General features: G+C 74.9%; 13 protein-coding genes and 1 pseudogene. 3 read left to right on the top strand and 11 right to left on the bottom strand.

What is annotated here, in order from left to right; genetic code table 11:
* Positions 1-440 precede the first annotated feature (440 nt).
* The 7 genes from truB to rimP form a co-directional block, all read right to left on the bottom strand.
* Positions 441-1346, bottom strand: coding sequence for a tRNA pseudouridine(55) synthase TruB (gene truB, locus ACZ7LB_RS30650; protein WP_471472763.1), 906 nt, complete (start codon positions 1344-1346; stop codon positions 441-443).
* Positions 1343-1798 carry a 30S ribosome-binding factor RbfA gene (gene rbfA / locus ACZ7LB_RS30645; protein WP_265296272.1) on the bottom strand — a complete coding sequence of 152 codons (456 nt, stop codon included), beginning with the start codon at positions 1796-1798 and terminating at the stop codon, positions 1343-1345. The genes truB and rbfA overlap by 4 nt, the downstream gene beginning before the upstream one ends.
* A 51-nt stretch (positions 1799-1849) precedes the next feature.
* Positions 1850-2143, bottom strand: a complete 294-nt coding sequence (locus ACZ7LB_RS30640; protein ID WP_471472761.1) for a DUF503 domain-containing protein — start codon at positions 2141-2143, stop codon at positions 1850-1852.
* A gap of 154 nt (positions 2144-2297) precedes the next feature.
* Positions 2298-5369 (bottom strand): translation initiation factor IF-2, encoded by a 3072-nt coding sequence (infB, locus tag ACZ7LB_RS30635; protein ID WP_471472759.1) that lies wholly within the window; start codon positions 5367-5369, stop codon positions 2298-2300.
* A 174-nt stretch (positions 5370-5543) separates the two neighbouring features.
* On the bottom strand, positions 5544-5825 hold the full coding sequence (locus ACZ7LB_RS30630) for a YlxR family protein (RefSeq protein WP_471472757.1): 282 nt from the start codon (positions 5823-5825) through the stop codon (positions 5544-5546).
* A gap of 102 nt (positions 5826-5927) precedes the next feature.
* Positions 5928-6965 (bottom strand): transcription termination factor NusA, encoded by a 1038-nt coding sequence (gene nusA / locus ACZ7LB_RS30625; RefSeq protein WP_471472755.1) that lies wholly within the window; start codon positions 6963-6965, stop codon positions 5928-5930.
* Positions 6966-6967: 2 nt separating this feature from the next.
* Positions 6968-7531 (bottom strand): ribosome maturation factor RimP, encoded by a 564-nt coding sequence (gene rimP / locus ACZ7LB_RS30620; protein WP_471472753.1) that lies wholly within the window; start codon positions 7529-7531, stop codon positions 6968-6970.
* A 241-nt stretch (positions 7532-7772) separates the two neighbouring features.
* Here rimP and ACZ7LB_RS30615 point away from each other — a divergent pair, with 241 nt between their 5' ends.
* The 3 genes from ACZ7LB_RS30615 to ACZ7LB_RS30605 are packed head-to-tail and all read left to right on the top strand — an operon-like array spanning position 7773 to position 9729.
* On the top strand, positions 7773-8333 hold the full coding sequence (locus ACZ7LB_RS30615; protein WP_471472751.1) for a hypothetical protein: 561 nt from the start codon (positions 7773-7775) through the stop codon (positions 8331-8333).
* On the top strand, positions 8330-8791 hold the full coding sequence (locus ACZ7LB_RS30610) for a ferritin-like domain-containing protein (protein WP_471472749.1): 462 nt from the start codon (positions 8330-8332) through the stop codon (positions 8789-8791). The genes ACZ7LB_RS30615 and ACZ7LB_RS30610 overlap by 4 nt, the downstream gene beginning before the upstream one ends.
* 38 nt (positions 8792-8829) lie before the next feature.
* Positions 8830-9729: an aminoglycoside phosphotransferase family protein gene (locus ACZ7LB_RS30605; protein WP_471472747.1), complete on the top strand. Its 900-nt coding sequence runs from the start codon at positions 8830-8832 to the stop codon at positions 9727-9729.
* A gap of 215 nt (positions 9730-9944) precedes the next feature.
* Here the strand turns inward: ACZ7LB_RS30605 and ACZ7LB_RS30600 are convergent, their stop codons facing one another.
* The 4 genes and pseudogenes from ACZ7LB_RS30600 to ACZ7LB_RS30585 all read right to left on the bottom strand — a co-directional run.
* Positions 9945-11648 (bottom strand): proline--tRNA ligase, encoded by a 1704-nt coding sequence (locus ACZ7LB_RS30600; protein WP_471472745.1) that lies wholly within the window; start codon positions 11646-11648, stop codon positions 9945-9947.
* Positions 11649-11722: 74 nt separating this feature from the next.
* Complete coding sequence (locus ACZ7LB_RS30595; RefSeq protein WP_471472743.1) at positions 11723-12286, bottom strand: GNAT family N-acetyltransferase; 564 nt, start codon at positions 12284-12286, stop codon at positions 11723-11725.
* A gap of 497 nt (positions 12287-12783) precedes the next feature.
* Positions 12784-13632, bottom strand: coding sequence for a GNAT family N-acetyltransferase (locus ACZ7LB_RS30590; protein WP_471472741.1), 849 nt, complete (start codon positions 13630-13632; stop codon positions 12784-12786).
* A 98-nt stretch (positions 13633-13730) separates the two neighbouring features.
* Positions 13731-13876 (bottom strand): annotated as a pseudogene (locus ACZ7LB_RS30585) (flavodoxin-dependent (E)-4-hydroxy-3-methylbut-2-enyl-diphosphate synthase); the annotation flags it as partial.

Below are 13876 nucleotides of genomic sequence, written 5' to 3'. Positions count from 1 at the left end.
TCGGCGGGACAGTTCCCCGGGTGAACGCGCCCCCCTGCACTCCCCCGGTTCGCTCCGAGCGCCCGGCCGGACGGGTGAGTCCGGCGGGGTCCCCGACCCGTCCCGGGACGCCCGGACCAGGGACGGCGCGGAGCGGGGGCGCGCGGGCGCGGAAGGGGTCGCGGGGCGGCGGGGCGCCGCCGGGAGCGGCCGGGCCCCGGCCGGGGCCGCCCGGCGTGCGCCGCGCGGCCCCTTCCCGGGCGCCGCCCCCGCCACCGGGCACGCGGGGCACACGGGGCGCATCCGCCCGCGCCCCGGTAGGCCCGCTCGCACTTCGGCCGGTCCGCCCCGCTCGCGCACCGGCCGGGACGGGGCCGCTCCGGTCGGCCGGCTCGGCACGGTCCCATGCCGGTGGGCCCGTCCCGCTCGCCTGCCGTCCGGCACGTCCCGCCCCGGTCGGCTCAGCCGAAGACGGCCAGGCTCTTGGCCCTTCCCCGCTCCTCCTCCACCAGCGCGAGGAGGCGTCCCTCGGGCGCGAAGACGGCGACGGCACCGGCGCCCGCGTACTCCCCGGGCATGTCGAGCCGTACGCCGTTGGTGAGCAGCCGGGCCCGCCGGGCGTCGACGTCCCAGCGCGGGAAGGCGGCGGTGGCCGCGTCCGCGACGGGCATGACGGTCAGCTCCTTCTGGAGCTGGTCCAGGGTCCGGGCGCCGTCGAGCTTGTACGGCCCGACCCGGGTGCGGCGCAGCGCCGTGAGGTGGCCGCCGACGCCGAGCCCTTCGCCCAGGTCGCGGGCGAGGGCGCGGATGTAGGTGCCGGAGGAGCAGACCACCGACACCACCAGGTCCAGCACGGGGGTGCCGTCGTCGGCGACGGCGTCCCGGATGTCGTACACCGCGAACGAGGAGACGGTGACCGGCCGGGCCGGGATCTCGAACTCCTCGCCGTCGCGGGCCCGCTTGTAGGAGCGCACTCCGTTGATCTTGATGGCGCTGACCTTGGAGGGCACCTGCATGATCTCGCCGGTCAGCCGGGCGACACCGGCGTCGACGGCCTCCCGGGTGACCTTGGAGGCGTCCGTGGACCCGGTGGGCTCGCCCTCGGCGTCGTCGGTGAGGGTGCTCTGCCCGAGCCGGATGGTGCCCAGGTACTCCTTCTCGGTGAGGGCGAGGTGCCCGAGGAGCTTGGTCGCCCGCTCCACTCCGAGAACCAGGACGCCCGTCGCCATCGGGTCGAGCGTGCCGGCGTGCCCGACGCGCCGGGTGCGGGCGATGCCCCGCATCTTGGCGACCACGTCGTGCGAGGTGAAGCCCGACGGCTTGTCGACGATGACGAGGCCGTCGGGCGTGGTGTTCTTCTCGGTCATTCGGCGGTGTCGTCCGTCTCGTCGTCCTCGTCACCGGGCTTGCGGTACGGGTCCGCCTCGCCGGCGTACGCGGCGCCCGCGGACGCCTCGCGCACCTTGGCGTCGGACTGGCGCGCCCGGTCGAGGAGGTCCTCGATGTTCCGGGCGTTGTCCGGCAGGGCGTCCATGACGAAGGCGAGGGTCGGGGTGAACTTCACCCCGGCCGCCTTGCCGACCTCGGAGCGCAGGATGCCCTTGGCGCTCTCCAGGCCCGCCGCGGCGGCCTGCCGCTCCTCCTCGTCGCCGTACACCGTGTAGAAGACGGTCGCCTCCCGCAGGTCACCCGTGACCCGGGTGTCCGTGATGGTGACGTGCGTGCCGAGCCGCGGGTCCTTGATCCCGCGCTGCAGCTTCTGGGCCACCACCTCTCGGATGAGGTCCGCCAGCCTTTTCGCCCGCGCGTTGTCGGCCACTGGTCCGTCTCCCGTTCTTTCTGTGCTTCCGTGTCATTGGGGGTTGGTGGGTCAGTCGTCGTCGCCGTGGAGGCGCCGCCTGACGGACAGCAGCTCCACTTCGGGGCGGCCGGCCACCAGCCGTTCGCACCGGTCGAGCACGTCACTGAGGTGCCCGGCGTCGCCGCTCACCGCGGCCAGGCCGACGACGGCTCGCCGGTACAGGTCCAGGTGGTCCACCTCGGCCGCGCTCACCGCGTACTTCCGCTGGAGTTCGGCGACGATCGGGCGGACGACGGACCGCTTCTCCTTCAGCGAGCGCACGTCGCCGAGGAGCAGGTCGAAGGACAGCGTCCCCACATACATGTGTCACCGGTTCACCCGCCGGTCCGGGATCGATGGCCCCGCCGTCCACGGGGCGGGGCCATCAGAACCGTACAACGAACGGCCGGGGCCGATCGACGGATATTGCTCTCCGTCGACCGGCCCCGGACCGCGTCGTCCCGGAAACCGGGGTGTGTCACACCCGCGGCTTCTCGCGCATCTCGTACGTCGCGATGACGTCGTCGACCTTGATGTCGTTGAAGTTCCCGAGGTTGATACCGCCCTCGAAGCCTTCGCGGATCTCGGTGACGTCGTCCTTGAAGCGACGCAGACCCTCGATGTTGAGGTTCTCCGCGATGACCTTGCCATCGCGCAGGAGGCGCGCCTTGGTGTTGCGCTTGACCTCGCCGGAGCGGATGAGGACACCCGCGATGTTGCCCAGCTTGGACGAGCGGAAGACCTCGCGGATCTCCGCCGTGCCCAGCTCGACCTCTTCGTACTCCGGCTTGAGCATGCCCTTGAGGGCCGCCTCGATCTCCTCGATCGCCTGGTAGATGACCGAGTAGTACCGGACGTCCACGCCCTCGCGCTCGGCCATCTGCGCGGCACGCCCGGCGGCGCGCACGTTGTAGCCGATCACGATGGCGTCGGAGCCCATCGCCAGGTCGATGTCGGACTCCGTGACCGCACCGACGCCGCGGTGCAGGACCCGGATGTCGACCTCTTCGCCGACGTCGAGCTGGAGCAGCGAGGACTCGAGAGCCTCCACCGCACCGGACGCGTCGCCCTTGATGATGAGGTTGAGCTGCTGGATCTCGCCGGCCTTGAGCACCTTGTCCAGGTCCTCCAGCGACACGCGGCGCGTGCGCTTGGCGAACGCGGCGTTGCGCTCCCGGGCGGCGCGCTTCTCCGCGATCTGGCGGGCCGTACGGTCCTCCTCGACCACGATGAAGTTGTCGCCGGCGCCGGGCACGTTGGTCAGACCCAGCACCTGGACGGGCGTGGAGGGCCCGGCCTCGGCGACGTTGTTGCCGTTGTCGTCGAGCATGGCGCGCACCCGGCCGTAGGCGTCGCCCACGACCATCGTGTCGCCGACCCGCAGGGTGCCCCGCTGGACGAGGACCGTGGCCACGGCACCGCGGCCGCGGTCGAGCCGGGACTCGATCGAGATGCCCTGCGCGTCCTGCGTCGGGTTGGCCCGCAGGTCGAGCGAGGCGTCGGCGGTGAGGACGACGGCCTCCAGGAGGCTGTCGATGTTCAGCCCCTGCTTGGCGGAGATGTCGACGAACATGGTGTCGCCGCCGTACTCCTCGGCCACCAGCCCGTACTCGGTGAGCTGGCCGCGCACCTTGGTCGGGTCCGCGCCCTCGACGTCGATCTTGTTGACCGCGACGACGATCGGGACGTCGGCCGCCTTGGCGTGGTTGAGCGCCTCGACCGTCTGCGGCATGACGCCGTCGTTGGCCGCGACGACCAGGATCGCGATGTCGGTCGACTTCGCACCACGGGCACGCATGGCGGTGAACGCCTCGTGACCCGGGGTGTCGATGAAGGTGATCCGGCGGTCCTCTTCGTTGACCTCGGTCGTGACCTGGTAGGCACCGATGTGCTGGGTGATGCCGCCGGCCTCGCCCGCGATGACGTTCGTCTTGCGGATGGCGTCGAGCAGCCGGGTCTTTCCGTGGTCGACGTGACCCATGACGGTGACGACCGGCGGACGGACGACCAGGTCCTCCTCGGAGCCCTCGTCCTCGCCGAACTCGAGGTCGAAGGACTCCAGGAGCTCGCGGTCCTCCTCCTCCGGGCTGACGATCTGAACCGTGTAGTTCATCTCGCCGGCCAGCAGCTCCAGCGTCTCGTCGGAGACGGACTGGGTGGCCGTGACCATCTCGCCCAGGTTCATCATGACCGCGACGAGCGACGCCGGGTTGGCGTTGATCTTCTCCGCGAAGTCGGTGAGCGACGCACCGCGCGACAGGCGAATGGCCTCGCCGTTGCCGCGGGGCAGCATCACGCCGCCGACCGACGGGGCCTGCATGGCCTCGTACTCCTGGCGCCTCTGCCGCTTCGACTTGCGACCGCGACGCGCGGGACCGCCGGGACGGCCGAAGGCGCCCTGCGTGCCACCGCGGCCACCGGGACCGCCGGGACGGCCGCCGAAGCCGGGACGGCCACCGCCGCCGGCGAAACCGCCGCCACCACCGGGACGACCGGCGAAGCCGCCGCCGCCACCGGGACGGCCGGCACCGCCGCCGCCGCCGGGACGACCGGCGAAGCCGCCGCCGCCACCGGGACGGCCGGCACCGCCGGGACGGCCCGCGCCGCCCGGACCGCGGCCGCCGGGGCCGGGGCGCGGACCGGCAGCGGGACGCTGCGGCATCATGCCGGGGTTGGGACGCGGACCACCGGGACGGGGACCGCCGGGACCGCCCTGCGGACGCGGCATCGCACCCGGGGTCGGGCGGTTGCCGCCCGGAGCCTGGGGACGGGGACCGCCCTGGCCGCCGGGGGCCTGCGGGCGCGGACCGGCGCCGGGGGCACCGGGGCCGCCGGGACGCGGGCCGCCCTGCGGGCGCGGCGCCTGCGGACGGGCCATGCCGGCGTTGCCGCCGGAGGTGAAGGGGTTGTTGCCCGGACGCGGACCGGCGGCACGGCCACCGGGACGCGGCGCGGCGGCACCGGGGCGCTGGCCACCGGGACGGCCCTGGCCGCCCTGCTGGCCCTGACCCTGGCCCTGCTGCCCCTGACCGGGACCGGCGGGACGACCGCCGGGCTTCGGGGCGCCCGGACGGGCACCACCGGGACGCGGACCGGACGGCGCCTGGGCGGCGGCGGGGGCCGCCGGGGGCGCGGTGAACTCCGGGGCGGCCGGGGCCGGCTTCGGAGCCGGCTTGGGACCCGGCGTCGGGCGCGGACCGGGCGCCGCCGCCGGGGCGGACGGCGCGGCGGGCTGCTGCGCGGCGGGCCGGGGCGCGGCCGGACGCGGGGCGGCCGGACGGTCACCGGACGGCTTGGCGGCCCGGGAGGGGCCACCCGCCTGCGCCGGGGACGGCGCGCCGGGCCTGGGGGCCGCCTTGCGCGGGGCGGGCTTCGCGGACCTGCCGCCGCCACCGCCCTGGAAGGCGTCGGTCAGCTTGCGTACTACGGGCGCTTCGATGGTCGAAGACGCCGAACGGACGAATTCACCGAGTTCCTGGAGCTTGGCCATGACGACCTTGCTCTCGACACCGAACTCCTTGGCGAGTTCGTAGACCCGGACCTTAGCCACTTCGCTCCTTTGAGGTCCGGGTTGCGTCCGGACCGTCGCTAGTTCATGGGCGTACTCATCGCGTACTCATCGAGTGCTCATCGCAATCTCGACCTGCTTTCGACTCGCGAGGTACCTGGCCGCGCGGGGCTCCGCACGGCACGTCTTCCTTACCACGTCGCTCACATGGTGCTTTCAGCAACCCTGTGCCTGCTCGGCGTAGCGGCGCAACGCCTTTACGTCGAGCGGACCCGGAACACGCAGCGCCCTGGGGAACGCTCTGCGGCGCTCCGCCTGGTCGATGCAGACCGGGGAGGGGTGGACGTACGCACCCCGGCCGGGCAGCGTACCGCGCGGGTCGGGGACGCACGCGTCCTCGATCGCCACGGTCCGCAGCAGCGCGGTCCTGACCGCTTTCTCCCGGCAGCCCACGCAGGTGCGCTCAGGGCATGCTCCGGTACGTGTCCGGCCAGACACTCCTCAGTCTACCTCCCCGTACCGCCCTCACCCCTTCGGGTGAGGCATCGAACACTTCCCGCACGGAAGACCGGCGTGATCCCGGCCGACCGCGGCGCGGATCTACTCCCCCGAGCGCTCCCCGTGGCCCTCGCCGGACCGGGTTGGGGGCCGGTCGCCGGACGGCTGCTCGGTGTCGGGCCGGATGTCGATGCGCCAGCCGGTGAGCCGGGCCGCGAGGCGGGCGTTCTGGCCCTCCTTGCCGATCGCCAGCGAGAGCTGGTAGTCGGGCACGATCACCCGGGCGGAGCGGGCCGCCAGGTCGACGACCTCCACCTTGGAGACCCGGGCCGGGGAGAGCGCGTTGGCGACCATCTCGGCCGGGTCGTCCGACCAGTCGACGATGTCGATCTTCTCGCCGTTCAGCTCGCCCATCACGTTGCGCACCCGGCCGCCCATCGGGCCGATGCAGGCGCCCTTGGCGTTCAGGCCCGACCGCATGGAGCGCACCGCGATCTTCGTGCGGTGGCCGGCCTCGCGGGCGATGGCGGCGATCTCGACGGAGCCGTCGGCGATCTCCGGCACCTCCAGGGCGAAGAGTTTCTTCACCAGGTTCGGGTGGGTGCGCGACAGCGTCACCGACGGTCCGCGCACGCCCTTGGCGACCCGGACGACATAGCTGCGCAGCCGGGTGCCGTGCGGGTAGGTCTCGCCGGGCACCTGCTCCTGCACCGGCAGGATGGCCTCCAGCTTGCCGATGTCGACCAGCACGTTCTTCGGGTCGCGGCCCTGCTGGACCACGCCCGTGACGATGTCGCCCTCGCGGCCCGCGTACTCGCCGAGCGTGGCGTCGTCCTCGGCGTCGCGCAGCCGTTGCAGGATGACCTGCTTGGCGGTGGTGGCGGCGATGCGGCCGAAGTCGGACGGGGTGTCGTCGAACTCACGGGGCCGCTGGCCCTCTTCGAGGTCGTCCGGGTCCTCCTTCGCCCACACGGTCACGTGCCCGGTCTCCCGGTCGAGTTCCACCCGCGCGTGCCGGCGGCTTCCCTCGGTGCGGTGGTAGGCGATGAGGAGGGCCGATTCGATCGCCTCGACCAGCAGGTCGAAGGAGATCTTCTTCTCCCGCACCAGGCCCCGCAGGGCACTCATGTCGATGTCCACGGCTACGCCTCCTCCTCTTCCGTCATGTCCTTGTGGTCCTTCTGCTGCTGCGGGTCCGGCCGGTCCTGCCGGTCCCCGTCGTCCTGCTGGTCCTTGCGGTTGAACTCGACCTGGACGCGGGCCCGGTCGATGTCGCCGAAGGCGAGCCTGCGGGCGGTGGCCCTGCGGCCCTTCACGCCCGGCACTTCGAGGTCGAGCCCCTCGTCGTCGACGGAGAGGACGCGGGCGGCCAGCTCACCGCCCTCGTGGAGGTGGAAACGGACCAGGCGGCCGGTGGCGCGCGCGTAGTGCCGGTGCTCGGTCAGGGGGCGCTCCGCGCCGGGGGTGCCGACCTCCAGGGTGTACTCCCCCTCGCCCATCGCGTCGCTCTCGTCGAGCCTCGCCGAGAGGGCGCGGCTGACCTCGGCGATCCGGTCCAGGTCGGCACCGGTGTCCGAGTCGACCACGACGCGCAGCACCCGCCGGCGGCCGACCGAGTCCACCGCGATCTCTTCGAGGTCCAGGCCCTGGGCGGCGACGAGCGGCTCCAGCAGCTCTCGCAGCCTCTCGCTCTGGGTGGTGCTCATCCGGGTGACTCCTCGGCCGCGTGTGCTGTTGTGGGATGGTCGCGTCTCGGGTCAAAGGGTATCCGGTCCCGAAGGGTGTTGCCGTCCACCCGGGAGCGGTGGTGCCGCTGAGTGGTGCCCGCCCGCCGCACGGGTACCGTGATCACCGGCGGACCGCGCCGCGGGCCCCGCGCCCGCCGCCGCGCGCCCTCCGCCCTGGTCCGCCCTTCGCTTCCGTACGAGTCTGCCGAGGACGTCTGCCGTGCCGTTCCCCTCACCGTCGAGCGCGCCCCCGGGGCCGCGCCGCAGGAGTCTGCTCGCCTCGGCCGCCGGCGCGGTCCTGCTCACCGGCTGCGCCGGAGGGTCCGGCGGCGCGCCCGGGAGCGCGCTGCCCTCGGCCGCGGAGCGGGTGCGCGCGCGGGCGGCGCGGGACAGCGAGGGGCTGGCCGCGCGGTACGGCGCGGTGATCGCCGCCCATCCGGGGCTGGCGGCGCGGCTGCGGCCGCTGCGGGACGAGGTGGAGCGGCACGCGGCGGCCCTCGGTGCCTTCCCGGCCGCGTCCGCGTCGCCCTCGCCGCCTCCCTCCCCCTCTGTCTCCGCGCGGGCGGCCGGGCCGTCCGGCGACCCCGGCGACGACCCGGGCGGCGTACCGGCGGCGGAGAAGGACGCGCTGGCCGGGCTCGTCCGGGACGAGCGGGAGCTGGCGGACCGTCGGACCGGGGCGCTGGACGGCCTGCCCGGGGAGCTGGCCCGGCTGATGGCGTCGGTGGCGGCGGCCGGGGCGGCGCACGTGTATCTGCTGACGAAGGGGACGGCGGCGTGAGCGGCACGGAGGAACGGGAGCTGACGGCGCTCCAGGCGGCGCTGGCCGCCGAGCACGCGGCCGTGTACGGCTACGGCGTGGTCGGCGGCCGGATCGGCGAGGAGCGACGGGCGGAGGCCCGCTCGGCGCACGACGCGCACCGGGCCCGGCGGGACGCGCTGGCGCGGGCCGTCCGGGAGCGGGGCGGCACGCCGGCCGCCTCGGCGGCGGGGTACGCGCTGCCGTTCGAGGTGGCGGACCGGGCGGCGGCGGTGCGGCTGGCGGCCGAGCTGGAGGACCGGGTCGCCGGGGTCTGCTCCGATCTGGTGCGGGCCTCCTCCGGCGGGGTCCGGGCCTCGGCCGCGGCGGCGCTGCGGGAGGCGGCGGTGCGGGCCGTGCGCTGGCGCGGCGGGAGCGTAGCCTTCCCTGGGCTCGCGGAGCGGGCCGACGGCCCCGGACGGCCGTCACCGACCGCGTGACGCGTACGGGGCCCGTACGGGAAGGGAATGGCTCGCGCATGGCATTCGAACCGCCGCGGCGTCTGGTCAGGGCGCTCGGTGAGACGGCACCGGAGGGCGACGACTGGCTGGCGGGGCTGCCGGAGGCGGCCGAGCGGGCGGCGCGGTCGCGCGGCCTGACCGTCGAACGGGTGCAGGTGCCCGGCGGGCGCGGCAGTCTGGTCCTCCTGGCGCGCGCGGCCGACGGGACGCCGGAGGTGCTGAAGCTGGCGCCGCCCCGGGCGCGTCCGGAGAGCGAGCGGGCGGCGCTGGCGCACTGGGGCGGGCGGGGTGCCGTCCGGCTCCTTGAGGGACCGGCGGAGGAGGGGGTGCTGCCGTTGGAGCGGCTGCACCCGGACGTCTCGGTGCGCTCGCTGCCGGAGTCGCGGGCGCTGCTGGAGGCGGCGGGCACACTGCGGCGGCTGTGGGTGGAGCCGCCGGCCGGGCACGGCTTCGAGACGGTGGCGGAGCGGACCGGGCGGCAGGCGCAGGCGATGCGGGCGGGCGCGGACGGCGCGCCGGAGCTGGCGCCGCTGGTGGACGCGGCCCTCGCGGCCCGTGCGGAGCTGCTGGCCGCGCCGCCCGAACGGCGGCTGCTGCACGGCACGTTCCGGCAGAGCAAGGTGCTCGCCGGGGACCGGGTGCCGTGGCTGGCGGTGGGTCCGGACCCGGTGGTCGGGGAGACCGCGTTCGACCTGGCGCGGCTGGTGCGGGACCGGGTGGAGGACCTGGTCGCCCAGCCGTCCGGGGCCGCGACGACCCGGCGGCGGATCAAGCGGCTCGCGGAGTCGCTGGAGGTCGACCGGGAGCGGCTGCGCGGCTGGACCCTGTTCCGCGCGGTCGAGTCGGGCGCCCGCGCCCGCCGGGTCGGCCGCGACCGGGACGCGGAACTGCTGCTGGAGTTCGCGAGCTGGCTCTGACGCGGGCCGCGGCCGGCCGGGCCGACGCCCACGACGACGGCGCCGCCCGGCGCGCGCGTCCGGAGGGCCGGAAACGGCACGGGGCGGCGCGGGGCGGCGCGGGGGCGGGCGGCTCCCGCGCCGGTGCCGTGGGCGGGGCCCCGGCGCCCCGTTGACGTGGTCCCGGCGCCGGGGCGCCGCGGTGGTGCGGGCGCCCCGGGGCGGGCCGGGCGGGGTCAGGTGGTGAGGCGGGCGACGGCCTCGTCGACCGGAAGCTCCTCGCGCTCCCCGGTGCGGCGGTCCTTCAGCTCGACGACGCCCTCGGCGGAGCGGCGCCCGGCGACCAGGATCCGCGGGACGCCGATCAGCTCCGCGTCGGTGAACTTCACGCCCGGGGAGACCCCGGCGCGGTCGTCGACCAGGACGCGGACGCCCGCGTCGGCGAGCTTCCGGGAGACCTCCAGCGCCAGCTCCGTCTGGAGGGCCTTGCCCGCGGCGACGACGTGCACGTCGGCCGGGGCGACCTCCGCGGGCCAGACCAGGCCCTTGTCGTCGGCGTGCTGCTCGGCGAGGGCGGCCACCGCGCGGGAGACCCCGATGCCGTAGGAGCCCATGGTGACGCGGGCGGGCTTGCCGTTCTGGCCGAGGACGTCGAGCTTGAGCGCGTCGGCGTACTTGCGGCCGAGCTGGAAGATGTGGCCGATCTCGATGGCGCGGTCCAGCTTGAGCCCGGTGCCGCAGTTGGGACAGGGGTCGCCGTCCTGGACGACGACGACGTCGACGTGGGCGTCGACCTCGAAGTCGCGGCCCGCGACGACGTTCCGGGCGTGCGTGTGCTCCTTGTTGGCGCCGGTGATCCAGGCGGTGCCGGGGGCGACGCGCGGGTCCGCCACGTACGTGACCTTGTCCCCGAGGCCCTGCGGGCCGACGTAGCCCCGCACCAGGTCGGGGCGGCCCACGAAGTCCTCGGCGGTGACCAGCTCCACCTCGGCGGGGGCGAAGTGCGCCTCGACCTTGCCCAGGTCGACCTCGCGGTCGCCGGGGACGCCCACGGCGACGATCTCGCCGTCCACCTTGACCAGCAGGTTCTTCAGGGTGGCGGAGGCGGGGACACCGAGGGCGGCGGCGAGGGTCTCGATGGTCGGGGTGTCGGGGGTGGGGATCTCCTCGGCGGCGGGGACGCCCGCCGGGTCGACCGGCTCCAGCCCGAAGGTGACGGCCTCGGTGTTGGCGGCGTAGTCGCAGGCGGGGCAGTCGGCGAAGGTGTCCTCGCCGGCCTCGGCGGGGGCGAGGAACTCCTCGGACTTGGAGCCGCCCATGGCCCCGGCGGTCGCCGCGCAGATCCGGTAGTCGAGGCCGAGGCGCTCGAAGATCCGCCGGTAGGCGGCGCGGTGCAGGGCGTAGGACTCGGCGAGGCCCTCGTCGGCCACGTCGAAGGAGTACGAGTCCTTCATCAGGAACTCGCGGCCGCGCAGGATGCCGGCCCGGGGGCGGGCCTCGTCGCGGTACTTGTTCTGGATCTGGTAGAGGATGACCGGCAGGTCCTTGTAGGAGGACGCCTGGTCCTTGACCAGCAGGGTGAAGATCTCCTCGTGGGTGGGGCCGAGGAGGTAGTCGCCGCCCTTGCGGTCCTGGAGGCGGAACAGCTCGGGGCCGTACTCCTCCCAGCGGCCGGTGGCCTCGTAGGGCTCGCGCGGCAGCAGGGCGGGGAGCAGCACCTCCTGGGCGCCGATGGCGTCCATCTCCTCGCGGACGACGCGCTCGACGTTGGCCAGGACCTTCTTGCCGAGGGGCAGCCAGCTCCAGAGGCCGGCCGCGGTGCGGCGCACGTATCCGGCACGGACCAGCAGCTTGTGGCTGAGGACCTCGGCGTCCGCCGGGTCGTCGCGCAGCGTCTTCGCCATCAACTTCGACATGCGCTGGACCGGTGCCTTGGCCATGGTTCTCGTATCTCCTGCTGCGAAAGGGTGGTGCCAAGGAGGTTAGCCGGGGGGCGCGGCGGGGCGGTAATCGGTTACGCGCCCGGGGCGGCGTCCCGGTGGCCGGGCGCGGGGCGCAGCAGCGGGAGGGGGGCGCCCATCACGGCGTAGGGCTTGGGGGCGCTGGGGAAGAGGACCCGGCGGGCGAGGTCCTGGTAGCCGAGGGAGCGGTAGAGGTGGCGGGCGGGGCTCTCGGTGTCGATGGCGGAGAGGATCGAGCGGGGCTGGGTGGCCGCGTCGGTGATCCGGGTGATCAGGGCCCGGCCCAGGCCGCGCTTCTGGTGGGACGGGTGGACGTGGAGTTCGGTGATGACGAAGGAGTCGTCGAGCCAGTCGCCGTTGCCCTGGGCCCGCAGATAGGGCTCGACGACGGTGGACCACCACTGGACGCGGTCGTTGGGCATGCCGTAGACGAAGCCGACGAGCCTGCCGCCGACGGTGGCGCCGAGGGCGCGGGCGTCGCGGTAGGACATGTGGCGCAGGACGATCTGGCGGCGTACGGCCACCTCGTCGGGGCCGAGTCCGAAGGCCGCGGCCTGCACGGCCAGGGCCTCGTCGACGTGCGCGGAGAGGTCGAGAGGGCCGATCGTGAGGTCCATGCGGGGAGCCTACCGGCAGTTTTCGACGGGGGTGAGGTGCGGGGTGGCCGAGCGGTTCGCCCCCGGCGGGAACCCGGGGGACGCCGGGAGCCCCGGATGCCCGGATGCCCGGAGCCGCCTCCGGCGGGGCCCGGGGAGCGCCCGGAGCCCGGGGGCCGGAAGCCGCTCCGGCGCGGGCCGAGGCACCCCGGATCCCGGGTGCCCGGCAGGGGCCGGGGAAGCGCCCGGGGCCCAGGAATCCGGGAGCCGTCCCCGGTGGGGCCCTGGGAACGGCCGGAGCCCGGGGGTCCGCAGCCGCCCCGGGGGAGCCCCATGGCACCCCGGAGCCCCGGGACTCTGGACTCGCCTCCGGCGGGACGCCGGGTGCACCCGGGGTCCCGGCGGTCCGGAGCCGCCTCCGGCCGGGGCCCGGGGCGCACCCGGCGGGGACCGCAGGATGCCGGCCCGCCGGGGGGCTTCGCCGGGGAGGGCGGGCTCCCGCGCGGGTGGGGCGGGTGTCAGAAGAGGACGCTCATGAACGTGCCGGTTTCCTGGAAGCCCACCTTCCGGTACGTGCTCCGGGCGGCGGTGTTGAAGTCGTTGACGTAGAGGCTGACGACGGGGGCCACGTCGGCGAGGGCGTAGCGCAGGACGGCGGCCATGCCGGGGGCGGCGAGGCCCCGGCCCCGGTGCTCGGGGGCGACCCAGACGCCCTGGATCTGGCAGGCCCGGTCCGTCGCGGCGCCGACCTCGGCCTTGAACACGACCCTGCCGTCGGCGTCGAAGCGGGCGAAGGAGCGCCCGGAGCCGACGAGTTCGGCGACCCGGGCCTGGTAGAGCAGGCCGCCGTCGCCGGCCAGCGGGGAGATGCCGACCTCCTCGGTGAACATCGCGACACAGGCCGGCATGATCCGCTCCATCTCGTCCTTGCGGACGCGGCGGACGTAGGGGTCGGGGGCGACGCCGGCGGGCATCCGGTCGGTGACCATGAGGGGCTGGCGGGCGCGGACCTCGCGGGCCGGGCCCCAGCCCGGTTCGAGGAGCCGCCAGAGCAGGGCGGTGGGCTCGGCGGGGCCGACGATGGAGGAGCAGCGGCGCCCGGCCCGGCGGGCGCGGTCCGCGAAGGCGCGCACGGCGCGCGGAGTGGCGCAGATGGGGACGAGGTTGGCTCCGGCGTAGCAGAGCGAGGTCAGCGTGCCGTCCTCGTACCAGCCCCACATCTCGCCGCCGAGCCGCCAGGGGTCGAGGCCGGCGATCTGCACCCGGGCGGTCACGAAGGCGTTGGCGACCGGCTCGCGGCCGAGGACGGCCAGCGCGGCCTCCAGGTCCCCCGGTTCGAGCACACGGGAGGTGGTCTGCGTCAACACGTGCGGCGGCCTCACCCTGAGTTCTGCTGGTCTCCGCACTGTACCTGCCGGGCCTGTGCCGCGCCGCCGCCAGGGCGGCGCGGGCCGGCGGGCTCGGGTCAGCCGGAGACGGAGACGGAGGGTTCGCCGGAGGCGACGCCGTCCTTCTGCATCTGCTCGGCGATCTTCAGGGCCTCGTCGATCAGGGTCTCCACGATCTTCGACTCGGGCACCGTCCTGATCACCTCGCCCTTCACGAAGATCT

It is taken from the genome of Streptomyces sp. NPDC107521 (assembly GCF_055598485.1).
The sequence above is the reverse complement of the archived record's forward strand: the minus strand, read 5'-3'. Positions and strand labels throughout refer to the sequence as shown.